The sequence below is a fragment of the Variovorax sp. LjRoot130 genome (assembly GCF_964253755.1).
Lineage (GTDB): Bacteria > Pseudomonadota > Gammaproteobacteria > Burkholderiales > Burkholderiaceae_C > Variovorax.
Map to the genome: position 1 here is coordinate 326,617 of NZ_CAXURM020000001.1, position 22,034 is coordinate 348,650.

Below are 22,034 nucleotides of genomic sequence, written 5' to 3' on the forward strand. Positions count from 1 at the left end.
CCCGGTCAGGTCAATGGTGTTTGTCGCTGCGTGCGATGGCGAGGAGGTGCTCGACCTCCTCGGGGTATTGGCGCAGGTTGTTCTTGTGCCAGCGCTTGATGAGCCACATGAAACCGGCCACCACGAGCCCGAAGGCGGTGATGGCCCAGTAGGCCGAGAGGCCGAAGCCGGTGCAGGCGCTATAAAACGCGCCGAGGATCAGAATGCTGGCATTCTCGTTGAAGTTCTGCACCGCGATCGAACGGCCGGCGCCCATCAGGTTATGGCCGCGGTGCTGCAGCAGCGCATTCATGGGCACCACCAGGAAGCCCCCGAGTCCGCCCAGCAGAATCAGGAACGGCACTGCCACCCAGAGGTTGCCAATGGCGTTCATCCCGATCAGCAACAGGCCCATGCTGATGCCCAGCGGGATCACGCGGGTCGCCATGTCGAGCCGCATGCGAAGAGAAGCGACGATCGCGCCGATCGCGGTGCCGATCGCGACCACGCCGGTCAACGCGGAGGCTTGCGCCGTGTTGTAGCCGAGCGCCAGCGAGGCCCAGGCCAGCACGATGTACTTGAGATTGCCGCCCGCACCCCAGAACAAGGTCGTCGTCGACAGCGAGATCTGGCCGAGCTTGTCGCGCCAGAGCCGCGAGTTGCAGTGCCAGAAATCGGGCAAGAGCGCGGCCAGATTGCGCACGAAGCCGTGCTGCGGATTGGCGCGCAGCGGCCGCATCTCGACGCCGGTGTGGGGGATGCGGGTGTTGAACCAGGCGGCCAGCATGTAGACGAAGATCAGTGCCGCGATCGCGGCCTCGGGTGCCGTGTCGATGCCGGTGTCCACCACGGGCAGGTCGATCGCGAGCAGCTGGGTCGACAGCGCATGGCCCACCAGCTGCCCGCCGAGCACGATGCCCAGGATGATCGAGGCGATGGTCAGGCCCTCGATCCAGCCGTTGGCCTTGACCAGTTGGGAGGCCGGCAGCAGCTCGGTCAGGATGCCGTACTTGGCCGGCGAATAGGCTGCGGCGCCCAAGCCGACGACTGCATAGGCCAGCAGCGGATGCGTGCCGAACAGCATCATCAGGCAGCCCACCACCTTGATCGCGTTGCTGATGAACATGACCCGGCCCTTGGGCAAGGCATCGGCGAAGGCACCGACCAGCGGCGCCAGCGCGACATAGAAGATGGTGAAGATCGGCACCAGCGCCGCGCGCTGCCACTCGGGCGCGCCGTTGCTCCGCATGAGTTCCACCGCTGCAACGAAAAGCGCGTTGTCGGCCAGCGACGAAAAGAACTGGGCCGACATGATGGTGTAGAAACCGCGCTTCATCGATGGGCTGGCTGGCCAGAGAATGGGGCTGCTGGCGATAGTGGAAAAAGGCCGCGGTACTGGCGGAATGCGCGGTTATAGCATGGGGGTGCAATGTCAAAATGACGCCACACGCCGCCTTTTGCGGCGTGGTCGTGCGAATGTTTTCAGCTCAGCCATCGGGTTCATCGTGCCTCGTCCCATCCTCGCCACCATCCATACCGCGGCCTTGCGCCACAACCTCGATCGCGCCCGCCGCTCGGCGCTCGAAGCCCGCGTCTGGGCCGTCGTCAAGGCCAATGCCTACGGGCACGGCATCGAGCGCGTGTTCGACGCCTTTCGCGGCGCCGACGGCTTCGCGCTGCTCGACCTGGCCGAGGCCGAACGCGTGCGCGCGCTCGGTTGGCGCGGGCCGGTGCTGCTGCTCGAAGGCGTGTTCGAGCCGCGCGACCTCGAACTCTGCTCGCGGCTCGATCTCTGGCACACGGTGCACTGCGACGCGCAGATCGACATGCTGGCCGCCCACAAGACGCAGGTGCCGCAGCGCGTGTTCCTGAAGATGAATTCGGGCATGAACCGGCTGGGCTTCACGCCCGAGCGCTTCCGCTCCGCCTGGACGCGCCTGAACGCGCTGCCGCAGGTCGACGAGATTTCGCTGATGACGCATTTCAGCGACGCCGACGGCAGCCGCGGCATCGACCACCAGCTCGAGGTGTTCGATCACACCACGCAAGACCTGCCGGGCGAACGCTCGATCGCCAACAGCGCCGCCACGCTGCGCCACGCGAGAATCGCGCGGGCCGACTGGGTGCGCCCCGGCATCCTGCTCTACGGCAGCGCGCCCGACTTCCCCGAACACGACGCGGCGCACTGGCAGCTGCAGCCGGCGATGACGCTTTCCACGCGGCTGATCTCGGTGCAGACCTTGAAGGCCGGCGACACCATCGGCTACGGCTCCCGCTTCACGGCCGACGGGCCGCTCAACGTCGGCGTGGCCGCGGTCGGCTATGCCGACGGCTATCCGCGCCACTGCGACACCGGCACGCCGGTGCTGGTGAACGGCGTGCGCACGCGCATGGTGGGCCGCGTCAGCATGGACATGATCACCGTCGATCTCACGCCGGTGCCGGATGCCGCTCTCGGCAGCGAGGTCACGCTCTGGGGCCGCGCCTCGAACGGCACGCTGCTGCCCATCGACGAGGTCGCGCAGGCCGCCGGCACGGTCGGCTACGAACTCATGTGCGCCGTCGCGCCGCGGGTGCCAGTGGCTGTCGATTGAAGATCCTTTCCAACTGGCGCTCGGTACGCCTCTGGGAAACGCAGGTCGAGCGCGACCTGCATCGCAACTACCACCTTCGCACGCACGGCCTCCTGATCGGCAGCTTCACGCTGCTCCTGATGTGGCTGGTCTCGCACCTTCAGATGCACGCCGGTGTCGACTCGCTGGCGCTGCGCTATTTCGTGACGCTCGGCGTCGGCTACCTGGGCTACCTGCTGGTGCTGCGCTGGTGGGCGGCGATGCTGGTGCGGCAGAACAAGCAGCTCAACCTCGATGTGCCGGACCCCGGCATCGGCGACTGGCCTTCGGGGCAGAGCGCGATGGCCGATCTCGATGCGGGCGGCGTCGGCGACTTGGCCGGCGGCGCGCTCGAGGCCGCGGCCGGGGCCGACGAGGGCGCGGTCATCGTGGTGCCGGTGGTCGCGATCTTCCTGATCGGGGTGGCGATCGTGTTCGGTGCCGGCGCGCTGGCGCTGCTCTACTTCGGCTCGGAGGGGCTGCTCGCGGTGGCGATCGAAGTCGCCTTCTCCTATGTGTCGGCCCGTGCCGCGGTGCGTGTGGCCCGCGAGGGCTGGCTCAAGGCGGCGGTGCGGCTGACCTGGAAGCCGCTGCTCGGCGCCTTGTTCTGCGCCGTGGTGCTGGGCGCGGTGCTGGACCGCTTCATGCCGCAGGTGAACTCGCTGCCCGAGGCGGTGCGCGCGCTGCTCAAGAAAGGCTGAGGCAGCGCCTCAGCTCAATAGAGGCCGAGCTGCCGCGCGCGCAGGCGCGCCAGGCCCAGCAGTGCGTCGGTGAAGGGCGTTTCCACCTTGGTGAGCTGCCCCAGCTCGCGCACCACCGACACCAGCGCATCGAGCTCGACCGCACGGCCGGCCTCGACGTCCTGCAGCATCGAGGTCTTGAAGGCGCCCAGCTTGCGCGTGACCGCGTGCCGGTCTTCGGGGCTCTCGGCGATCGGGATGCCGATGCGCGCGCCGATCTCCTTGGCCTCGAGCATGATGGTCGAGATGAAGCCGCGCACCAGGTCGTCGCCGAGGATCAGGTCGGTGGTGGCGCCCGTGATCGCGCTGATCGGGTTGACCGTCATGTTGCCCCAGAGCTTGTACCAGACGTCCTTCTGGATCTGCGCGGAGAGATGGGCCTCGAAGCCCGCCTGCTTCAGCAGCGCCTCGAGCCGCGTCGCGCGCGGCGTCGCCTCGCCCGAGGGCTCGCCGATGATCAGCCCGTTGCCGAAGTGATGCCGCACCACGCCGGGCGCATCGAGCGAACAGCTCGCATGTACCACGCAGCCGATCACGTGCTGCGCGGGAATCGCCTCGCCGATCTTTCCGCCCGGGTCCACGGCCTGCAATCGCGTACCGGCCAGGCTGCCGCCGAAGCCGCCCTGCAGGAACCACCAGGGCACGCCGTTCATCGCGGTCAACACGATGGTGTCGGGGCCGAGCAGCGGCGCGATCTGCGCTGCCACGGCCTGCAGCGCCGGCGCCTTGACGGCAATCACCACCAGGTCCTGCTCGCCCAGCGTCGCGGGGTCGGCCACCGCATTCACCGGCACGCGCGTTCGCTGCTCGCCGCGCATCACGAAGAGCCCGTCGCGCTGCAGCGCTTCGAGCGTCGCGCCGCGCGCGACCACGTTGAGCCGGTTGCCCGCCTGCGCGAGGCCGGCGCCGATCCATCCGCCGATCGCGCCGGCGCCGTAGATGCAGACTTTCATGGTTCAGTGCTTGTAGGAATCGTCGATGCGGTCGACCTGGCGCACCAGCGCGTCGAACACGTCCTGCCCGCCGCCGTGCTTGGGATTGAACTGCAGCGCGTCGCGCGTGCACTTGCGCGCGATGTCTTCCGGCACCGGAATCGCCGCGCCCATGGAGAAGGTCGCCATCTGGATCTCGCAGGCGCGCTGCAGGGTCCAGAGAATCGCAAACGTCTGCGGCAGCGTCTGGCCCCAGGCCAGCAGACCGTGGTTGCGCAGGATCACGGCCGGCTTGTTGCCGATGCTCTTCAGGAGCCGCGGCCCTTCGTCGGCATGGATCGTGATGCCCTCGAAGTCGTGGTACGCCACCATGTCGTGCAACTGCGCGGTGTAGAAGTTGGTCTGCGCGAGGCCGCCCTGCAGGCAGGCCACGGCCACGCCGGCTGTGGTGTGCGTGTGCATCACGCAGTGGGCATCGGGCAGGCCGTCGTGGATCGCGGCATGCACCGTGAAGCCGGCCGGGTTGACCGGATGCGGCGAGCCGTCGAGCACCTTGCCCTGCAGATCGATCTTGACCAGGTTGCCGGCCGTGACCTCGCTGTAGTGCAGGCCGAAGGGATTGATCAGGAACTGCTTCTGGCCACCCGTCACGCTGTCGGGCAGCCGCACCGTGATGTGGTTGTAGATCATCTCGGTCCAGCCCAGCATCGCGAACACGCGGTAGCAGGCGGCGAGCTGCAGGCGCGCCTCCTGTTCGTCGGGATGGATGGCGGAGCGGGCCGGCGTGGTCGGCGCAGCGAGATGGGAGTTCATAAGCAGTTCCTTTTCATGTCTAGCCTTCAGCGGTGAAGCCAACCTGCTTGACGATCGGCGCCCACTTGGCGGTGTCTTTCTTGATCAGCTCGGTCAGCTCTGCGGGCGTCGAGGACATGGCTTCGAGGCCGAAGGTCGACAGGCCGTCGATCACTTCCTTGGTGGCCAGCGCCGTCTTCATCGCGCCGTTCAGGCGTGCCACCACTTCGGGCGATGCCTTGGCGGGCAGAAAGAACGCGAACCACTCGCTGTGCGCCATGTCCTTGATGCCCTGCTCGCCGAAGGTCGGCACCTCGGGCGCGAAGCGGCTGCGCTTGCTGCCCGAGACGCCGAGGATGCGCACCTTGCCCGTCGGCAGGTGCTGCGAGATGTCGCCGATCGGTCCCGACACGGCGGAGATGTTGCCGCCCAGCAGGTCGAGCATCGCCGGCTGGGTGCCGCGGTAGGCCGCATGCTTGAGTTCCACGCCGGCGCTCTTGCCCAGCAGCGCGCCGATGAAGTGCGGTGTCGAGCCGGCGGCCGGCGAGCCGTAGTTGGCGCCGCTCGGATTGGCCTTGGCCCAGGCGAGGAACTCCGGCACCGTCTTCACGCTGGCCGGCACGGCCGGGCCGACCGCGAAGCCGAAGTCGAAGATGCAGGCGACCGTCACCGGCGTCAGGTCGACGAGCGGCTCGTATGGCAGCTTCTTGTAGATGTGCGGGTAGATGGTGAGGATCGAGGTCGGCGTCTGCAGGATGGTCGCGCCGTCGGCCGGCTGGCTCTTGACGTAGGTCACGGCGATCTGGCCGCCGGCGCCGGTGCGGTTCTCGACCACGGCCGCGTTGGCGTAGCCCGGCGCCAGCTTGGTGGCGACGCGGCGGCACAGCGTGTCGGAAGTGCCGCCGGCGGCAAAGCCGGTGATGAGCTTGGTGGTCTCGATCTGTTGCTGCGCGAAGGCTTGCTGGCCGATGCCCGCGAGCAGTGCCGAGGCGCCGGTGGTTTGCAGCAGGTGGCGGCGGGTGAAATTCATGGTGGCGATGTCTCCAGGGTGAGTGGCGCCTCGGGGTTGGGGCGCACGGTGAGCGCGTATTCTTCCAGCAAGCCGCCGCGCCGCAGCTCCGCGTTTACCTCCAATCAGTAGGTCTTGCTCGCCGGCAGCGCCTGCGCGTTGTCCTTGAAGCGCGAGGCGAGCGCACTGGTGCTGCGCGCCAGCAGATTGGTGTCGAGGCCGACGGCGACGAAGAGGGCGCCGAGTTCGAGGTACTTGCGCGCCTGCGCCTCGTCGGGCGTCAGGATGCCGGCGGCCTTGCCGGCGCGGTTGATGCGCGCGATCGCATCCTCGATCGCCGCCTGCACCTCGGGGTGGTTCGGATTGCCGACGTGACCCAGCGATGCCGAGAGGTCCGCTGGGCCGATGAAGACGCCGTCGATGCCGTCCACGGCCGCGATGGCATCCAGGTTGGCCAGCGCCTCGCGCGTCTCGGCCTGCACCAGCAGGCAGACCTGCTCGTTGGCTTCCTTGGCATAGGCCGGGTAGCGGCCCCAGCGCGAAGCGCGCGCACCGCCCATGCCGCGGATGCCGTGCGGCGGATAGCGCATCGCGCGCGCGATCGCCTGCGCCTGCTCGGGCGTGTCGACCATCGGCACCAGGATGGTTTGCAGGCCGAGGTCCAGGTACTGCTTGATCAGCGCCGTGCCGACGTCGCCATGGCCGACCGGCACGCGCGCGATCGCGTTGGCGCCGGGGTAGGCGGCGATCGCCTGCGCCTGCTGCAGCACGCTGCGCAGGCCGTTGGGCGAATGCTCGCCGTCGATCAAGAGCCAGTCGAAGCCGGCGCCGGCGCAGATCTCGGCGCAGTAGGCATCGGCGAGGCCGAGCCAGAGGCCGATTTGCACGCGCTTCTCGGCGAGGGCTTGCTTGAAGGGGTTCGTGGGGGTTTGCATGGTCGGCTTTCAGGTGAAGCGGAACGAGATCGAGCCCAGGGGGCCGTAGTCCGCATGGAAGGTATCTCCGGGCAGTCCGGTGGTCGGACGCGTGAACGAGCCGCCGAGCACCACCTCGCCGGGCTCCAGGCATTCGCCCCAGGGCGCGAGCTTGTTGGCGAGCCAGGCCACGCCGGTGGCCGGGTGGTTGAGCACGGCGGCGGCCACGCCCGATTCCTCGATCACGCCGTTCTTGTAGAGCAGGGCGCTGACCCAGCGCAGGTCGACCGCGTCGGGCTTGACCGGCCGTCCGCCGGTCACGATGCCGGCGTTGGCCGCGTTGTCGGCGATGGTGTCGAAGACGCGGCGCGGCGCCTTGGTCTCGCGGTCGAACTGCTCGATGCGCGCATCGATGATCTCGATCGCCGGCACCACGTAGTCGGTGGCCGCGAGCACGTCGAAGATGCTCACGTGCGGCCCCTGCAGCCGCCTGCCGAGCACGAAGGCCAGCTCGACCTCGATGCGCGGCGCGATGAAGCGCGTGAACGGGATGTCGCCGCCCTGCTCGAAGAACATGTCGTCCAAGAGCGTGCCGTAGTCGGGCTCGGTGATCTGGCTGGACAGCTGCATCGCGCGCGAGGTGAGGCCGATCTTGTGGCCCTTGACCACGCGTCCTTCGGTCAGCTTGGTCTTCACCCATTCGCGCGAGATCGCGTAGCCGTCCTCGACCGTCATCTCGGGAAAGCGCCGGGAGAAGTGCCGCAGCTGCACGCGCGACTTCTCGCTTTCGTGCAGCTCGGCGGCGAGCTGCTGGATGATCTTCTTGTCGAGCATGCGTGGCGGCTATTTGTTGAAGAGAGGATGCAGGTTGCCGCACTTGCCGTCGTAGACCTGGCCGGGCGCTTCGTCGATCTGCAGCGTAATGCCGACGTGCCGCTTCGCGAGCAGCGGCTCGAAATGCGTCTTCACCTTTTCCAGCAAGGCGTCGCCGATGCGCTTCTTCACTGCTTCGCTGCGTCCCACCGCCATGCGCACGTTGAGGTAGACGAAGGCGTAGTCGCCCTTGCCGTCGGCCACCGCATGGTGCGCTGCCGGAAAGGCCAGCACGCGCGTGCCGCCGGTCGGATAGACCTGCCGGCCCTCGTCGTCGCGCTGTTCGAGCATGGCGTCGGCCATCGTGCGGCACAGCGCCGTCATGTCGGTCTCGCGCTCGATGTTTGGGGTGTAGAGGATCACCAGATGCGGCATCTTTCTTTTCCTCAGGCGGTGGCCAGTGCAGGCAGCGGCGTGACCGGAAAGATCGCATTGATCTGCCCCGTCCCCGAGCTGCCGAAATAAGGCGTGACGATCTCCACCGGCGCCGTGTAGCGGTCCCAGCCCAGCAGGCCGAGCAGCATGGCCGTGTCGTGCATGTCGCCTTCGCCCCAGCACTTGTCGGCATACATCGGCAGCATGCCGACGAAGGTCTTCCATTCACCGGCTTCCCAGAGCTGGACCACGCGGCGGTCGACCTGCTCGAGGAAAGGATCGTAGACCTTGTGCATGAACTCGGGCGCGCGGCCGTTGTCGGCGAAATGATGCGACAGCGAGCCGCTGGCGAACACCGCCACCGTGCCCTCGTAGCGTTCCTCGATGGCGCGCCGCACCGCGAGGCCGAAGCGGCCGGATTCGTGCAGGTCGTGCCAGTCGCACCAGCCGCTGATGCTGATCACCTTGTAGTGCTGGTCGGCGTTCATGTAGCGCATCGGCACCAGCGTGCCGTATTCGAGTTCGAGCGTGGTGTCGCTGTGGGCGCGGCTCTTCACGCCCATCTCGTTGGCCACGTCGGCGATCAGGTGGCCCAGCGCCGGGTTGCCCGGGTAGGCATAGGGCATGTTCTTGATGAAGTGCGGCAGCTCGTTGCTGGTGTAGGTGCCGCCGAACTGCGGGCCGCAGTTGATGTGATATTCGCTGTTGACCTGCCAGTGCACGTCGAAGACCACGATGGTGTCCACGCCCAGTTCGCGGCAGCGGCGGTCGATTTCCTTGTGGCCGTTGATCGCCGCCTCGCGGCAGCCGAAGTTCGGGCCGGGGAATTCCGACAGGTACATCGACGGCACATGCGTGATCTTGGCTGCGAGTGCGAGCGTGCCCATGGTCAGACTCCCCAGTGAGGGATGTGATGCGAACCCAGCGACACGGCCACATTCTTCGGTTCGCAGAAGACCTCGTAGCTCCAGGTGCCGCCTTCGCGCCCGGTGCCCGAGGCCTTGGTGCCGCCGAAGGGCTGGCGCAGGTCTCTGACGTTCTGGCTGTTGACGAAGCACATGCCGGCTTCGACCGCGGCCGCGACGCGGTGCGCGCGGCCGATGTTCTCGGTCCAGACGTAGCTGCTCAATCCATATTGGATGTCGTTGGCCAGGCGGATCGCATCGGCCTCGTCCTTGAAGGGAATGAGGCAGGCGACGGGGCCGAAGATCTCTTCCTGCGCGATCTTCATGCGGTTGTCGACGTCGGCGAAGACGGTGGGCATCACATAGTTGCCTTTCTTCACGCGGTCCGGCAGTTGCGGCGCTTCGAGCCCGCCGCACAAAAGCGTTGCACCTTCCTTCGGGCCGAGCTCGATGTAGCTGCGCACCTTGGCCAGGTGGGCCTGCGAGATCATCGGGCCGACGATGGTCGCTTCATGAAGCGGATCGCCGACCGCGATGCGCTTCGCGCGCTCGGCGAACCTGGCGGCGAAGTCGGCATAGATCGACTGCTGCACCAGGATGCGCGAGCCGGCCGTGCAGCGCTCGCCGTTGTTGCTGAAGATCATGAACACGGCCGCGTCGAGCGCGCGCTCGAGGTTCGCGTCCTCGAAGATCACGAAGGGGCTCTTGCCGCCGAGCTCCATGCTGAACTTCTTCAGGCCCGCACTCTTGACGATGCGGTTGCCCGTGGCCGTGGAGCCGGTGAAGGAGATGGCGCGCACATCCGGATGCGCCACCAGCGGCTCGCCCGCGTCCTTGCCGTAGCCGTGCACCAGGTTCAGCACACCGGGCGGGATGCCGGCCTCGAGCGCCAGCTCGCCGAGCCGCGCGGCCGTGAGCGGCGAGAGCTCGCTCATCTTGAGCACCGCGGTGTTGCCGAAGGCCAGGCAGGGTGCGACCTTCCAGGTGGCGGTCATGAAGGGCACGTTCCACGGCGATATCAGCGCGCACACGCCGACCGGATGGAACAGTGTGTAGTTGAGGTGTGTCTCGGTCGGGTAGGTGTGGCCGTCGACGCGCGTGCACATCTCGGCGAAGTAGTAGAAGTTGTCGGCCGCGCGCGGCACCAGCTGCTTGCCGGTCTGCGCGATGACCTGGCCGCAGTCGTCGGTCTCGGTGCGCGCGAGCTCGGGCACGTGGGCGGCGATCAGGTCGCCCAGCTTGCGGATCAGCTTGGCGCGCTGCGGCGCGGGCATGCCGGCCCATTTGGGAAAGGCTTCCTTGGCGGCCGCGACGGCCGCGTTCACTTCGGCTTCGCCGCCCGCGGCGACCTCGGCCAACACCTCCTGCGTGGCCGGGTTGACGGTCTGGAAGTAGTCGCGGCCGGCGACCGGCTTGCCGTCGATGAGGTGGTCGATCTTCATGAGGGTCCTAGTCCAGCTTGATGTCGCGTGCCTTGATCAGCGCGTGCCACTTCTTGCGCTCCGCCTCGGTGTAGCGGGTCATCGCGGCCGCGTCGGCGGGGGTTGGATCCCATCCGGCGTCGAAGAGCTTCTGCCGCACGCCGGCGTCGCTCACCGCCTTCTGCAGCTCGGCGCCGAGCCGGGCCTGCACGTCCTTGGGCGTGGCCGCCGGCGCGACGAGGCCTTGCCAGGCATAGGCCTCGACGCCCGCGTAGCCGAGCTCTTTCGCCGTCGGCACGTTGGGCAGTTGCGGCATGCGTTCGGCCGACAGGGCGATCAGCGGCGTGATCTTGCCGGCCTTGACCGCGCTGACGCCGCTGGGCAGGTCGAGCACGATCAGCGGCACCTGCCCGGCCATCAGGTCCTGCATGGCCGGCGCGCCGCCCTTGTAGGGCACGTGGAGCAGGGAGACGCCCGCCTCGCGCTGGAACAACTCGAGCGCGAGGTGGTGCGGGCTGCCGTTGCCGGGCGTTCCGATGCTGTACTTGCCCGGCGAGCGCTTGAGCTCGGCGAGCAGCGCCTTGGCGTCTGCGAAGCCGGCATTGGGGCCGGCCGTGATGATCAGCGCCGAGCGGCCCATCATGGCGAGCAGCGCAAAGTCCTTCTCGGGGTCGTAGGGCAGCTTCTTGTAGAGCGCGGGGTTGTAGACCAGCACGCCGTTGTCGGCCGAGAACACGGTGTAGCCGTCGGCCGGTGCGCGGGCCACGTGCTCGGACGCGATGATGGCGCCGGCGCCCGGGCGGTTGTCGACCAGTACTGGCTGGCCGAGCTGCTGCGACAACTGGGCGCCGGCGGTGCGCGCGAGGAAATCGGTGCCTCCGCCGGCCGGGTAGCCGACCACCCAGCGCACGGGCTTGTTCGGATAGGGCTGCGCTGCAGCGCCGGCGGCGAAGACGGAAGCGCCCAATGCCACCAGGGCCGTCGCCAGCCAGGACTTCTTGACCATGTCGTCTCCTTCGTGATGTGTTCTGGGCGATGCGGGCTCAGGCCGCACCGATGGTGTTGGAGAGCGCGCCGATGCGCTCGATCTCGGTCACGATCACGTCCCCGGGCTGGCAGTCGACCACGCCGTCGGGCGTGCCCGTGAGGATCAGGTCGCCGGGCGAGAGCGTCATGAAGCTCGAGAAATATTCGATGAGGAAGGGCGCGTCGAAGATCATGTCCTTCGTGTTGCCCGACTGCGTGAGCTTGCCGTTGACGGTGGTCTTGAGCGCGAGCGCCATCGGGTCGGGCACGTCCTTCGCGTCCACGAGCCAGGGGCCGATCGGCGTGCACGTGTCGCGGTTCTTCACGCGCAGGTTGGGGCGGTACCAGTTCTCGAGGTAGTCGCGGATCGCATAGTCGTTGGCCACCGTGTAGCCGCCGATGAAGTCGTAGGCGTCGCCCTGCCGCACCTTGCGCGCGGTCTTGCCGACCACGATCACCAGCTCGCATTCGTAGTGCATGAACGAAACGCCGGCCGGGCGGTAGGTGACCTGGCGATGGCCTGTGAGCGTGCTCTCGCCCTTGACGAAGACCAGCGGCTCCTCGGGCGCCTTGAACGCCAGTTCCTTCGCATGGTCGGCGTAGTTGAGGCCGAGCGCGAGGATGGTGCGCGGCCGCGGCGTCGGTGCGAAGGGCGGCAACCACATCACCTCGTCGAAGCCGACCGCGCGGCCGTCGGCCAGCAGCAGGCGGCCGTCGCGCTCGGTCGCCTCGTGCTCCGCGCCTTCGAAGGTGACGCGCGCGTGCTTCATGGCTGTTCTCCCACCAGCGTGTTGACCAAGGTTTCGAAACCCGGCGCGCTGATCTCGATGCGGTCGCCGAGGCGCGCCAGCGGACGGCCGGCATCGCAGCCGAGCATCAGCACGTCGCCGTGTGCGAGCGTCATGAAGGCGCCGACCTCGGACAGCAGTTGCGCCGCGCTGCGCACCGTCTGCGAGAAATCCACCGACTGGCGCAGTTCGCCGTTGATGCGCACTTCGAGACTGAACTGCGCCGGGTCGGCGACCTCCTGCGCATCGCGCATGGCAGGCCCGATACCGAGGAAGCCGTCCACGCACTTGAACTTGACGGGCGGGCGGAAGAAGCTCGCATGCGGGATCGACAGGTCGTTCATCAGCACGAAGCCTTCGACGTCGCTGTCGGCGCCGATGACCATGCCGATGGTGGCGCCGACTTCGACCTCGGGCACCTTGGCCGGCACGGTGATGGCGCTGCCATGCGGACTCCAGGTGTTGGCCGTCTTCACGTAGAGCACGGGCGCTTGCGGCGGCGCCTTGTAGGGCGGCTGGCTCATCTGCGGCGCCAGCGCCTCGACTTCGGCGCGGAAGTTGAGCAGCACGCCGTAGACCGTGCCGGTGGGCATGAAGCTCATGGCTGCTCCAGTTCGATCACTTCGTCCAGCAGCACGTAGAGCTGCGACAGCTTCTGCTTGCCGAGGGACTTTTCCATCCAGTCGTAGTGCGCCTCGATCGCGCGCGAGAGCTTGCTCACCATGCGCGTGCCCTTGGCCGTGGCCTCGACCACGGTGCGGCGCTGGTCCGCCGGATCGCGCTCGCGACGGATCAGGCCGTCGCGCTCCATGCGCGAGAGCACGCCGGTCAGGCTGGGGCCGAGGATGAAGGCCTCGCGTGCGACGCGGCCGGTCTCGACCACGCCGAGCTCGCCAAGCACGCGCAGCACGCGCCATTGCTGATCGCTCAGGCCATGCTCGCGCAGGCTGGGCCGCGTGTGCGCCATGACGGCTTCGCGCGCCTGAAGCAGCAGGCGCGGCAGATTGCGGTGGACAAAGGGGGTGCTCATGAAGGTCTTGATTATTTAACATGTTAAATTAATTGCAAGTGCCTTCCGGGCGGGCTTCGGCGGGGTTTTCCCTGAGCCGGGCTGACGCCCTCCCTACACTCGGGCAATGGCCAAGGAAAAAACCCTCTTCGTCTGCTCCGAATGCGGCGGCACCAGCCCCAAGTGGCTCGGCCGCTGCCCCAGCTGCGGCGCCTGGAACACACTGATCGAACAGGTGGCCGGCCCCGCGGGCGGCAGCGCCAATAACCGCTTCGGCGCGCAGTTCGCGGCGCTCGCCGGCTCGGCCGAGCTGGCCACGCTGTCCGAAATCGAGGCCACCGACATCGAGCGCACGCCTACCGGGCTCGACGAGCTCGACCGCGTGCTGGGCGGCGGCATCGTCGACGGCGGCGTCACCCTGATCGGCGGTGACCCGGGCATCGGCAAGTCGACGCTCTTGCTGCAGGCGGTCGACGCGCTGCAGCGCGCCGGCCGCAACGCGATCTACGTCACCGGGGAGGAAAGCGGCGCCCAGGTGGCGCTGCGCTCGCGGCGGTTGGGCCTCCCGCAATCGCAGGTGCAGGTGCTGGCCGAGATCCAGCTCGAGAAGATCCTCGCCACGCTCGACGCCACGCGGCCCGCGATCGCGGTGATCGATTCGATCCAGACCGTCTACTCCGACCAGCTGACCTCGGCGCCGGGTTCGGTGGCGCAGGTGCGCGAGTGCGCCGCACACCTCACGCGCTTCGCCAAGGCCAGCGGCACGGCGGTGGTGCTGGTGGGCCACGTGACCAAGGAGGGCGCGCTGGCCGGCCCGCGCGTGCTGGAGCACATGGTCGACACGGTGCTCTACTTCGAAGGCGACACGCACTCGAGCTTTCGGCTGGTGCGCGCCATCAAGAACCGCTTCGGCGCGGTCAACGAGATCGGCGTGTTCGCGATGACCGAGCGCGGCCTGAAAGGCGTGACCAACCCGAGCGCGATCTTCCTGAGCCAGCACGCCGAACCGGTGCCCGGCAGCGTGGTGCTGGTCACGCTCGAAGGCACGCGGCCGATGCTGGTCGAGATCCAGGCGCTGGTCGACAACGGCGGGCCGAGTCCGCGGCGCCTGTCGGTCGGGCTCGACCGCGACCGGCTCGCAATGCTGCTCGCAGTGCTGCACCGCCATGCGGGCGTGGCTTGCATGGACCAGGACGTGTTCGTCAATGCGGTCGGCGGCGTGCGCATCAGTGAGCCGGCGGCCGACTTGGCCGTGATGCTCGCCATCACCTCCAGCCTGCGCGGCAAGCCCTTGCCCAAGGGCTTCATCGCCTTCGGCGAAGTCGGCCTCGCCGGCGAGGTGCGGCCGGCGCCGCGCGGCCAGGAGCGCCTGCGCGAGGCCGCCAAGCTGGGCTTCAGCGTAGCGGTGGTGCCCAAGGCCAACGCGCCGCGCAAGGGCGCGAAGGAGATCGAGGGGCTGACCATCCACCCGGTGGACCGCATCGAGGAAGCCATGGACGTGGTGCGGCAGCTGCACTAGCCCGGGGCGTGACAATACCGCTCATGAATTTCGGCAAAGTCCTCGTTCCGCTCGCCGGCCTCGTGCTGCTCGGCCTCGCCTATCGCGCCTATGGATGGGCCGGCGTCGCGCTCGCGGGCGGCGCCATCGTCATGTTCCTGCTGATGCATTTCAACCGCACCATGCAGGTCCTGAAACGCGCCGCCGACCGGCCCATCGGCACGGTCGCCAGCGCGGTGATGCTCAACGCCAAGCTCAAGCCCAAGGTGACCCTGCTGCACGTGATCGCGATGACGCGCGCGCTCGGCGAGCAGCGTTCGCCCAAGGACGCGCAGCCAGAAGTTTTCCGCTGGACCGACGGCGGCGGCTCCTGGGTCGATGCCACCTTCGCGAACGGCAAGCTGAGCGAGTGGAAGCTGGTGCGGCCCGAGGTGCCGGACGAAGACGCGTCGCAGCAGGCCGACGCGCCGAGCGCCGACGCCGTCAAGCCCGGCGCGACCGACGCGCTGCGGCCGCCGGTCTAGGGCCCGCCCGCCCTTCCCGTTCGCCCTGAGCTTGGCCTGTCCTGAGCCTGCCGAAGGGTCGAAGGGCCGGCCACCTGTGCCCAGACTTCGACAAGCTCAGTCCGAACGGTTCGGGGAATCTAGAACGGCGCCGATTCGTCGGCGAGCTCTTCGGCCTTGGACTCTGCCGGCGCAGGCGCCGCATCGGCCGCCGCCCCGCCCAGCTTCATCTCCCCGCCCAGCGCCTCGATCAGCTCCGGCACCAGCTGGCCGAGCTCGCCGGTCGCGATCGCGGCGTCGGCATCGAAGTTGTCTTCCTTGCCCGAGGCCGGCGCATCGTCGAGCGTGCCTTCGAGGAACACGATCTTGCGCAGCTGCAGCCCTTCGGTCAGCTCGAAGGACACGCGGTCGTCCCAGGTCATCGCGAGCCGGGTCGGGCGCTTGCCGTCGGCGATATGCTGGCGCACCTCCTCGATGTCCAGCGGGTGCTTGGCATAGCGCACCACGGCCTTCGACTCGTCGCTGGCCTTGAGCTCGCACTCGCGGTCGATGGTGAAGCCGGCCGGCGGCTCCTGGGTCGAGAGCCAGTCCGACATGGCGGCAGCCGGCTCCACCTGCGTGTTGATCTGCGCAACGGCAAAGCCTTCCAGCGCCTTTACCAGGCTGGTCACCACCTCGTCGGCGCGCGCGACATTGCTCGCATTGACCACCAGCCGGCGGGCCGCCGGGTCGATCCACGCCGCGATGCGCGCGTGGCGCGTGAAGGCCAGCGGCAGCAGCTCGTGCGTGACGTCTTCCTTGAGCTCCTTCTTTTCCTTCTTGCCCGGCTTGCGGCCGGTGGTGGCCTCGATCTGCGCGGCGCGCTCCTCGACTTTGCGGCGCACCACCGCGGCCGGCAGCGCCTTGCTTTCGATCATGTATTCGAGCAGCCACTGGCCGCCGATGGATTCGACCAGCGGGCCGTGCTCTTCGCCGCGGGGCTCAACCCAGCCGGCGGATTTTTCCTGCGAGGGGCTGCAGGGGACGAAACGCAGCGGGTCGAGGGCCTGCTCGACCTGGCCGTGCGACTGCGACCACGATGCTTCGATGCGGTAGACGATGACGTTCTTGAAGACGGACACTGAAACGAACCCTTTTCTGGCTGACTGATTGGCAAAGCCGTGCATTGTCGGCGGGACGAAGTCGGTCGTCGCCGTAAAATCGCAAGCTTTTGCGACATACCCCCTTCCCCAAAGGACAAAGAACATGAGCGCGCTCCCCGCACTGGACGATCGTGACGGCAAGATCTGGATGGACGGTGATCTCGTGGACTGGCGCGACGCCAAGATCCACGTGCTGAGCCACACGCTGCACTACGGCTGCGGCGCTTTCGAGGGGGTGCGGGCCTACAAGACGGTCAACGGCACCGCGATCTTTCGCCTGGCCGAGCACACCGAGCGCCTGTTCAACAGCGCCAAGATCCTGCGCATGAAGATCCCGTTTTCGCCCGAGCAGCTGAACGAGGCGCAAAAGCAGGTGGTGCGCGAGAACAAGCTCGAGAGCTGCTACCTGCGCCCGCTGGTGTGGATCGGCTCCGAGAAGCTCGGCGTCAGCCCCAAGGGCAACCGCATCCACGCCATGGTCGCGGCCTGGGCCTGGGGCGCCTACCTCGGCGACGAAGGCATGAAGCGCGGCATCCGCGTCAAGACCTCGAGCTACACGCGCCACCACGTCAACATCACGATGACGCAGGCCAAGGCGGTCAGCAACTACAGCAACTCGATCCTCGCCAACATGGAGGCGCTGGACGACGGCTACGACGAGGCCCTGCTGCTCGACGCGAGCGGCTTCGTCTCCGAGGGCGCGGGCGAGAACATCTTCGTGGTCAAGGGCGGCGTGGTCTACACGCCCGACCTGTCGGCCGGCGCGCTCAACGGCATCACGCGCAACACCATCCTGCACATCTGCAAGGATCTCGGCATCGAGGTGGTGCAGAAGCGCATCACGCGCGATGAGGTCTACATCGCCGAGGAAGCCTTCTTCACCGGTACCGCGGCCGAGGTGACGCCGATCCGCGAGCTCGACCGCATCGAGATCGGCATCGGCTCGCGCGGTCCCGTCACCGAGAAGATCCAGAGCGCCTTCTTCGACATCGTGAACGGCCGCAATCCCAAATACGCCCACTGGCTCACGAAGGTCTGACGACAATGTCCAATGCTGTGATCGAACTGCTGGCCACGGACCTGAACCACCAGGGCGGCGTGTTCTGCCCGAACCCCAAGGCCGACATGAAGCTGTGGAGCGCGCACCCCAAGGTGTATCTCGACGTGGCGCGCAGCGGCGAGGCCAAGTGCCCTTATTGCGGCACGGTCTACCGGCTCAAAGCGGGCGAGGCTGTGGCGCATCGCCACTGAGGACGGGTGGGCTCTGGCGCGGTATCAATCCGCGCCATGAATCCCCCGGCTCCTGCGCGAGCCGCAGGTAGATCGTCGCCACCCACAGCAGGCTGAGTCCGATCTGCGCATCGCGCAGCGCCGAATTGGCGTTGGTGGCGATCAGGAGGATCAGCTGCGCGACGAAGGCATAGCGCCCGATCAGGTCGTCGCGCCGCCAGGCCAGCCAGATGCCGGTCAGGATGATGAGGAGCAGGCTCAGTGCGCCCGGAATGCCGGTCTGCGAACCCATCCACAGGAAGTCGTTGTGCGGCATGTTGTAGTCGGCTAGGAGCTTGGGGCCGCGCAGGTGCCACTGCTCGGTCCAGCCGCCGATGCCCCAGCCCGCGAACGGGCGGTCGATGATCATGCGCCCCGTGTCGCGGTACATGTAGTAGCGCACCACCCAGCTGCCTTCGGACACCGCGCCGCCTTGCGCCGCTTCGATCTCGTGCACGCCGAGCTCGAACTTGCGCTGTACCGCCGGTGAACTCCACAGGCCTGCGGCCACGAGGGCCCCGCCCAGGATCATCGCGAGCATGAGCACGCCGAGCCTTCGCCGCCACTGGTGCAGGCAAGCGGCCGGAATGACCAGCAGCATCGCCAGCAGCGAGGTGCGGGAATCCAGCTTGAAAAAGATGATCATCACCACGGCCAGCGTGATCGCGAATGCGGGTACGGCCTGCCAGCGATGGCGTTCCGACAGTGCGGCGAGCCCGAACACGGCCGCCGTCGCACCCACGACGGTGAACAGCAGGGCGTTGCTGATGGACTTGTTGCCAACCGGCATCACCACGCCGCGCCAGGCTTCCACGATCTGGAAGCCGAACGCGTGGTGCGCCGCGATGATCGCGATGTTCACCAGCGCCATCAGCAAGAAGCCCCGCAGCGCCCACAGGGCTTCCTCGCGCGTGAGGGCGAGCGCCATCAGCAGCGTGGCCGCGATGCGCAGCCCGTGCACCAGGTTCGACGGCGTTTGCGGGTAGTAGGGCCCGAGCGCCAGCACCACCAGCGTCCACACCACGTAGACGATGACCGGCCACCACATCGGGTTGCCGCGCAGGCGGACGGCGCGTTCGCGCCAGTCGCCGGCCGCCAGCAGCGCGACGAGCAGCAGGAAGAAAGCGAGGTAGGGGACGCCGACCGGCATGAACACCGTCAGCCCCCAGAACATGGCTGCGGGGCGGACGATTTGCGATCTCTGCATGGGGGCGGATTTTAGGTGCCGCCGCCGCACCGTTTCCTGACCTGGACGGTCAGCTTCGGCGGCCGCCGCCGGGCCGCCCCAAGGCGGGGGCGCGCCTCCCCCTCGGGGGGTTGAGTTACACGAAGCGAAGCGCAGTGAAAAGCCGGGAGGCCTTAGAAGTTATCCGTAAATAATATTCACCGCCAGCGGCACCTTTCGGTAGGCAATGATTGCGGCGGCAAGATGATTCAGTGCGAGGAAGCTGCGTTCGAGCTTCTCGTAGCGCACCAACAGCTTGCGGAAGCGGTTGAACCAACTGTGGCATACCTCGACCACCCAACGGCGAGCCTTCTTCCACGGCTGGCGCCGTTTGGCCTCAGTCTCTTGCCTACGGTCCACGACATGGGGGATATAGCCGTGCGACTCAATGATGCGAAGGGCCTCCGCGCTTCGGTAGCCGGCATCTGCGCACAGGTGTTTGCTGCGTCGAATTGGCGTGCGCTCGCGCTCGACCACGATGGCGCTGAGGACCTCATCGATTCGCTTGCCGTCATTCACGTTGGCCCCGGTCACGATGAACGACAACGGGACGCCACGGCCGTCCACCAGCAGGTGACGTTTGCTCCCCTTTTTTCCCCCGGTCCGTCGGGTTCGGTCCGACAGTTTCTTGCGCCAAGGGAGCCTTGAACATCGCCCCGTCAACGCTCTGCCATCGCCAGGCGATGCCTTGCATCTGGTCATACTCCGCCAGCCCTGCCTTCCACAGTGCCTCGAAGAAGCCTGCCCTCTCCCACTCGAGAAAGCGCTTGTGGATGGCGCTGGCGCTGCCGAAGCGTTCCTTGGGCAATGCTTTCCACTGGCACCCCGTGCGCAGCACGTACACGATGGCCTCGAACACCTGCCGCGCAGGCTTCGGCGGTCGTCCTGCGCCAGGACTTCGAACGTACGCCTTCTTCGGCAATGCGGCGCGCGCCGGAATCAGCGGTTCGACCCGCTGCCAGAACTCATCCGTCACCACCCAGGACTCGACTCGCTTTGCCGTCATCGTCTCGCTCCGACACCGCGCTCAATGCGGCTCGGAGGCGTAGTTTACTATTTACGGATAAGTTCTTAGTTCGGGAGTGCGATGACGAAGCTGGCGCCGCCGCCGGGGCGGTCTTCGCAGCGCACGCTGCCGCCATGGCGCTCGGTGATCGATTTGACCAGCGCCAGGCCGAGGCCCACGCCGCCGTTGCGCTCGCTGGCGCCCGGCAGCCGGTAGAAGGGTTCGAAGATGCGATCACGCAGCGCGGCCGGCACGCCGGGGCCGCGATCGTTGACGCGGATCTCGGCGGCACTGCTGGTGCTGTCGAGCTGCACGCTGATCTCGCCGGCCCCGTAGCGCCGCGCGTTCTCGAGCAGGTTGCGGATCGCGCGCCGCAGCAGGCGCGGCACGCCGCGCACCGTCAGCGCGTCGCTGCTGGCGTCTTCGGCCACGTCGAGTTCGGCATCGACGCGCGCGCACTCTTCGGCAGCCAGGCCGGTGAGGTCGACCGTTTCGACCGTGCCCATGTCGGCTTCCTTGGCGTCGAGCCGGCTCGCGAGCAGGATCTCGTCGATCAGCTGGTCGAGCTCGGCGATGTTGCGCGCAATTTCCTCGCGCGCGGCCTCGCTCGGCCGCTCGCCCATCAGTTCCAGTCCCATGCGGATGCGCGTGAGCGGCGAGCGCAGCTCGTGCGAGGCATTGGCCAACAGCGACTTGTGCGAGCGCACCAGTTGCTCGATGCGGGCCGCCGCCCCGTTGAATCGATTGGAAAGATCGGCCACTTCGTCCTGCCCTTCTTCGGCGACGCGCACCGACAAGTCTCCTTCGCCCCAGCGCTGCACGCCGCGTTGCAGCGCCTCGAGGCGCTTGGTGAGCCGGCGCACGATCGGGTAGACGCCCAGCGCCACGGCGATGCCGACCAGAGCGACCATCCAGCCCAGCCCGAAAGGCGTGCGCCAGGCCGTCAGCCCGCTGGTGCCGCTCGGGCGCGGGCGCGGCGCCACGCGCAGCGAGAGCGCGCGGCCGTCCTCGAGCGTGACGTCGAATTCGAGCCCCTGGCCGGGCACGCGCACGGCGCTGCCGGTGCCGATGGCGCGGTCCTGGTTGTTGAGCACCACAACCTCGCGCGGCACGGCCGACAGCCGCTCGCGCTCGTTCTCGGCCGCCTCGCGCACGATCCAGTTGGCGGTGAGGGTGAGGATGACGACGCCGGCCACCACCGCCAGCCAGATGCGGACGTAGAGGTGGCGCCGGTAGAGATTGCGCAACATCAGGGGCTGTCCTAGTCCTGCTGCTTCGCGAACACGTAGCCTACGCCGCGCACGGTCAGGATGCGCTTCGGGTTCTTGGCGTCGACTTCGATCGCCGCACGGATGCGGCCCATGTGCACGTCGATCGAGCGGTCGAAGGCCTCGAGCTCGCGGCCGCGCACGGCTTCCATGATCTGGTCGCGCGTGAGCACGCGGCCGGCGCGCTCGGCCATCGCGACCAGCAGGTCGAACTGGTAGGAGGTGAGGTCCGCAGCCGCCCCGCCGACCGTGACCGTGCGCGCGTTGCGGTCGATCTCCAGCGTGCCGAAGCGCATCACGGTGGCGGCCGCCGCCGCGCTCGTGCTTTCGCTGCGGCGGCGCAGCACGGCGCGGATGCGCGCCAGCAGCTCGCGCGGCTCGAAGGGCTTGGGCAGGTAGTCGTCGGCGCCGATCTCCAGGCCGATGATGCGGTCCATCGGGTCGCCCTTGGCGGTCAGCATCAGCACCGACACCTTGGCCAGCCCGTTGGGCAGGGCCCGGATCCGGCGGCAGACCTCGAGGCCGTCGGTGTCCGGCAGCATCAGGTCGAGGATCACGAGATCGGGCGAGCGCTGCTGCAGCAGCTCGAGCCCGCTGGCGCCATCCGCGGCGTGGCTGAAGCCGAAGCCCGACTGGGTGAGGTATTCGCCCACCATCTGCGCCAGGCGGGCGTCGTCTTCGATCATCAGGAGTTGGGGGGTGCTCATGGTTGTAGGTTCTCCCTGTGGTGCCAAGCAGGCTTGAACGC

Annotated in this window: 24 protein-coding genes; 6 read left to right on the forward strand and 18 right to left on the reverse strand. The window is 67.8% G+C overall.

The window, feature by feature from the left end; translation table 11 throughout:
- Positions 1-10 precede the first annotated feature (10 nt).
- Positions 11-1,315 carry a lysophospholipid transporter LplT gene (gene lplT, locus ACSQ86_RS01670; RefSeq protein WP_093104315.1) on the reverse strand — a complete coding sequence of 435 codons (1,305 nt, stop codon included), beginning with the start codon at positions 1,313-1,315 and terminating at the stop codon, positions 11-13.
- Positions 1,316-1,484: 169 nt separating this feature from the next.
- Between lplT and alr the strand changes: the two genes are divergently transcribed.
- Together alr and ACSQ86_RS01680 are read left to right on the forward strand one after the other, a co-directional pair.
- Positions 1,485-2,573, forward strand: a complete 1,089-nt coding sequence (alr, locus tag ACSQ86_RS01675) for an alanine racemase (protein WP_436308378.1) — start codon at positions 1,485-1,487, stop codon at positions 2,571-2,573.
- Complete coding sequence (locus ACSQ86_RS01680; protein ID WP_436308379.1) at positions 2,570-3,292, forward strand: hypothetical protein; 723 nt, start codon at positions 2,570-2,572, stop codon at positions 3,290-3,292. Before alr ends, ACSQ86_RS01680 begins: the two co-directional genes overlap by 4 nt.
- Positions 3,293-3,306: 14 nt before the next feature.
- Here the strand turns inward: ACSQ86_RS01680 and ACSQ86_RS01685 are convergent, their stop codons facing one another.
- The 12 genes from ACSQ86_RS01685 to hpaR form a co-directional block, all read right to left on the reverse strand.
- Positions 3,307-4,284, reverse strand: coding sequence for a 2-dehydropantoate 2-reductase (locus ACSQ86_RS01685; protein WP_436308380.1), 978 nt, complete (start codon positions 4,282-4,284; stop codon positions 3,307-3,309).
- Between the two features lie 3 nt (positions 4,285-4,287).
- Positions 4,288-5,076 carry a class II aldolase/adducin family protein gene (locus ACSQ86_RS01690; RefSeq protein WP_436308381.1) on the reverse strand — a complete coding sequence of 263 codons (789 nt, stop codon included), beginning with the start codon at positions 5,074-5,076 and terminating at the stop codon, positions 4,288-4,290.
- 19 nt (positions 5,077-5,095) lie between these two features.
- Positions 5,096-6,085, reverse strand: a complete 990-nt coding sequence (locus ACSQ86_RS01695) for a Bug family tripartite tricarboxylate transporter substrate binding protein (RefSeq protein ID WP_436308382.1) — start codon at positions 6,083-6,085, stop codon at positions 5,096-5,098.
- Positions 6,086-6,189: 104 nt separating this feature from the next.
- Positions 6,190-6,999 carry an aldolase/citrate lyase family protein gene (locus tag ACSQ86_RS01700; protein WP_436302463.1) on the reverse strand — a complete coding sequence of 270 codons (810 nt, stop codon included), beginning with the start codon at positions 6,997-6,999 and terminating at the stop codon, positions 6,190-6,192.
- 9 nt (positions 7,000-7,008) lie between these two features.
- Entirely contained in the window at positions 7,009-7,812 is an 804-nt protein-coding gene (hpaH, locus tag ACSQ86_RS01705) for a 2-oxo-hept-4-ene-1,7-dioate hydratase (RefSeq protein ID WP_436302464.1), read from the reverse strand.
- Positions 7,813-7,821: 9 nt separating this feature from the next.
- On the reverse strand, positions 7,822-8,226 hold the full coding sequence (locus tag ACSQ86_RS01710; protein ID WP_436302465.1) for a 5-carboxymethyl-2-hydroxymuconate Delta-isomerase: 405 nt from the start codon (positions 8,224-8,226) through the stop codon (positions 7,822-7,824).
- Positions 8,227-8,237: 11 nt separating this feature from the next.
- Entirely contained in the window at positions 8,238-9,113 is an 876-nt protein-coding gene (gene hpaD, locus ACSQ86_RS01715; RefSeq protein ID WP_436308383.1) for a 3,4-dihydroxyphenylacetate 2,3-dioxygenase, read from the reverse strand.
- Between the two features lie 2 nt (positions 9,114-9,115).
- Positions 9,116-10,573, reverse strand: a complete 1,458-nt coding sequence (hpaE, locus tag ACSQ86_RS01720) for a 5-carboxymethyl-2-hydroxymuconate semialdehyde dehydrogenase (protein WP_436308384.1) — start codon at positions 10,571-10,573, stop codon at positions 9,116-9,118.
- 7 nt (positions 10,574-10,580) lie between these two features.
- Positions 10,581-11,558 (reverse strand): Bug family tripartite tricarboxylate transporter substrate binding protein, encoded by a 978-nt coding sequence (locus tag ACSQ86_RS01725; protein ID WP_436308385.1) that lies wholly within the window; start codon positions 11,556-11,558, stop codon positions 10,581-10,583.
- 37 nt (positions 11,559-11,595) lie between these two features.
- Positions 11,596-12,348, reverse strand: coding sequence for a fumarylacetoacetate hydrolase family protein (locus tag ACSQ86_RS01730; RefSeq protein ID WP_436308386.1), 753 nt, complete (start codon positions 12,346-12,348; stop codon positions 11,596-11,598).
- Positions 12,345-12,968 carry a fumarylacetoacetate hydrolase family protein gene (locus ACSQ86_RS01735; protein ID WP_436292360.1) on the reverse strand — a complete coding sequence of 208 codons (624 nt, stop codon included), beginning with the start codon at positions 12,966-12,968 and terminating at the stop codon, positions 12,345-12,347. The genes ACSQ86_RS01730 and ACSQ86_RS01735 overlap by 4 nt, the downstream gene beginning before the upstream one ends.
- Complete coding sequence (gene hpaR, locus ACSQ86_RS01740) at positions 12,965-13,396, reverse strand: homoprotocatechuate degradation operon regulator HpaR (RefSeq protein ID WP_093104296.1); 432 nt, start codon at positions 13,394-13,396, stop codon at positions 12,965-12,967. Before hpaR ends, ACSQ86_RS01735 begins: the two co-directional genes overlap by 4 nt.
- A gap of 106 nt (positions 13,397-13,502) precedes the next feature.
- On the opposite strand from hpaR, the gene radA reads away from it, so the two are divergent.
- Together radA and ACSQ86_RS01750 are read left to right on the forward strand one after the other, a co-directional pair.
- Positions 13,503-14,894: a DNA repair protein RadA gene (gene radA / locus ACSQ86_RS01745; protein WP_436292361.1), complete on the forward strand. Its 1,392-nt coding sequence runs from the start codon at positions 13,503-13,505 to the stop codon at positions 14,892-14,894.
- Between the two features lie 23 nt (positions 14,895-14,917).
- The gene (locus tag ACSQ86_RS01750) at positions 14,918-15,397 is read left to right on the forward strand and encodes a glycerate kinase (protein ID WP_436308387.1); all 480 of its coding nucleotides are present in this window, start codon (positions 14,918-14,920) and stop codon (positions 15,395-15,397) included.
- Positions 15,398-15,516: 119 nt separating this feature from the next.
- Here the strand turns inward: ACSQ86_RS01750 and ACSQ86_RS01755 are convergent, their stop codons facing one another.
- Positions 15,517-16,497 (reverse strand): recombination-associated protein RdgC, encoded by a 981-nt coding sequence (locus ACSQ86_RS01755; RefSeq protein WP_436308388.1) that lies wholly within the window; start codon positions 16,495-16,497, stop codon positions 15,517-15,519.
- Between the two features lie 124 nt (positions 16,498-16,621).
- On the opposite strand from ACSQ86_RS01755, the gene ACSQ86_RS01760 reads away from it, so the two are divergent.
- Both ACSQ86_RS01760 and ACSQ86_RS01765 read left to right on the forward strand, forming a co-directional pair.
- Positions 16,622-17,557, forward strand: coding sequence for a branched-chain amino acid transaminase (locus ACSQ86_RS01760; protein ID WP_093104290.1), 936 nt, complete (start codon positions 16,622-16,624; stop codon positions 17,555-17,557).
- A gap of 5 nt (positions 17,558-17,562) precedes the next feature.
- Positions 17,563-17,769: a zinc-finger domain-containing protein gene (locus tag ACSQ86_RS01765; RefSeq protein WP_093104289.1), complete on the forward strand. Its 207-nt coding sequence runs from the start codon at positions 17,563-17,565 to the stop codon at positions 17,767-17,769.
- On the opposite strand, the gene ACSQ86_RS01770 is transcribed toward ACSQ86_RS01765, so the two are convergent.
- From ACSQ86_RS01770 to ACSQ86_RS01785, 4 genes are all read right to left on the reverse strand, one after another.
- Positions 17,735-18,994 carry an O-antigen ligase family protein gene (locus ACSQ86_RS01770; protein WP_436308389.1) on the reverse strand — a complete coding sequence of 420 codons (1,260 nt, stop codon included), beginning with the start codon at positions 18,992-18,994 and terminating at the stop codon, positions 17,735-17,737. The genes ACSQ86_RS01765 and ACSQ86_RS01770 overlap by 35 nt on opposite strands.
- A 159-nt stretch (positions 18,995-19,153) precedes the next feature.
- Positions 19,154-20,018 (reverse strand): IS5 family transposase gene (locus ACSQ86_RS01775; RefSeq protein WP_436308390.1). Its coding sequence is split into 2 segments (ribosomal slippage): positions 19,154-19,601 and positions 19,600-20,018, totalling 867 coding nucleotides; the frame shifts between segments, so codons are not numbered across the junction.
- 65 nt (positions 20,019-20,083) lie between these two features.
- Positions 20,084-21,268, reverse strand: coding sequence for an ATP-binding protein (locus ACSQ86_RS01780; protein ID WP_436308391.1), 1,185 nt, complete (start codon positions 21,266-21,268; stop codon positions 20,084-20,086).
- 11 nt (positions 21,269-21,279) lie between these two features.
- Positions 21,280-21,993, reverse strand: coding sequence for a response regulator (locus tag ACSQ86_RS01785; protein WP_436308392.1), 714 nt, complete (start codon positions 21,991-21,993; stop codon positions 21,280-21,282).
- Positions 21,994-22,034 lie beyond the last annotated feature (41 nt).

What these genes read in the sequence shown, in the direction of transcription:
- lplT (WP_093104315.1), bottom strand. Translation starts at nt 1,315, where the DNA reads ATGAAGCGCGGTTTCTACACCATCATGTCGGCCCAGTTCTTTTCGTCG.
- ACSQ86_RS01685 (WP_436308380.1), bottom strand. Translation starts at nt 4,284, where the DNA reads ATGAAAGTCTGCATCTACGGCGCCGGCGCGATCGGCGGATGGATCGGC.
- ACSQ86_RS01690 (WP_436308381.1), bottom strand. Translation starts at nt 5,076, where the DNA reads ATGAACTCCCATCTCGCTGCGCCGACCACGCCGGCCCGCTCCGCCATC.
- ACSQ86_RS01695 (WP_436308382.1), bottom strand. Translation starts at nt 6,085, where the DNA reads ATGAATTTCACCCGCCGCCACCTGCTGCAAACCACCGGCGCCTCGGCA.
- ACSQ86_RS01700 (WP_436302463.1), bottom strand. Translation starts at nt 6,999, where the DNA reads ATGCAAACCCCCACGAACCCCTTCAAGCAAGCCCTCGCCGAGAAGCGC.
- hpaH (WP_436302464.1), bottom strand. Translation starts at nt 7,812, where the DNA reads ATGCTCGACAAGAAGATCATCCAGCAGCTCGCCGCCGAGCTGCACGAA.
- ACSQ86_RS01710 (WP_436302465.1), bottom strand. Translation starts at nt 8,226, where the DNA reads ATGCCGCATCTGGTGATCCTCTACACCCCAAACATCGAGCGCGAGACC.
- hpaD (WP_436308383.1), bottom strand. Translation starts at nt 9,113, where the DNA reads ATGGGCACGCTCGCACTCGCAGCCAAGATCACGCATGTGCCGTCGATG.
- hpaE (WP_436308384.1), bottom strand. Translation starts at nt 10,573, where the DNA reads ATGAAGATCGACCACCTCATCGACGGCAAGCCGGTCGCCGGCCGCGAC.
- ACSQ86_RS01725 (WP_436308385.1), bottom strand. Translation starts at nt 11,558, where the DNA reads ATGGTCAAGAAGTCCTGGCTGGCGACGGCCCTGGTGGCATTGGGCGCT.
- ACSQ86_RS01730 (WP_436308386.1), bottom strand. Translation starts at nt 12,348, where the DNA reads ATGAAGCACGCGCGCGTCACCTTCGAAGGCGCGGAGCACGAGGCGACC.
- ACSQ86_RS01735 (WP_436292360.1), bottom strand. Translation starts at nt 12,968, where the DNA reads ATGAGCTTCATGCCCACCGGCACGGTCTACGGCGTGCTGCTCAACTTC.
- hpaR (WP_093104296.1), bottom strand. Translation starts at nt 13,396, where the DNA reads ATGAGCACCCCCTTTGTCCACCGCAATCTGCCGCGCCTGCTGCTTCAG.
- radA (WP_436292361.1), top strand. Translation starts at nt 13,503, where the DNA reads ATGGCCAAGGAAAAAACCCTCTTCGTCTGCTCCGAATGCGGCGGCACC.
- ACSQ86_RS01750 (WP_436308387.1), top strand. Translation starts at nt 14,918, where the DNA reads ATGAATTTCGGCAAAGTCCTCGTTCCGCTCGCCGGCCTCGTGCTGCTC.
- ACSQ86_RS01760 (WP_093104290.1), top strand. Translation starts at nt 16,622, where the DNA reads ATGAGCGCGCTCCCCGCACTGGACGATCGTGACGGCAAGATCTGGATG.
- ACSQ86_RS01765 (WP_093104289.1), top strand. Translation starts at nt 17,563, where the DNA reads ATGTCCAATGCTGTGATCGAACTGCTGGCCACGGACCTGAACCACCAG.
- ACSQ86_RS01770 (WP_436308389.1), bottom strand. Translation starts at nt 18,994, where the DNA reads ATGCAGAGATCGCAAATCGTCCGCCCCGCAGCCATGTTCTGGGGGCTG.
- ACSQ86_RS01780 (WP_436308391.1), bottom strand. Translation starts at nt 21,268, where the DNA reads ATGTTGCGCAATCTCTACCGGCGCCACCTCTACGTCCGCATCTGGCTG.
- ACSQ86_RS01785 (WP_436308392.1), bottom strand. Translation starts at nt 21,993, where the DNA reads ATGAGCACCCCCCAACTCCTGATGATCGAAGACGACGCCCGCCTGGCG.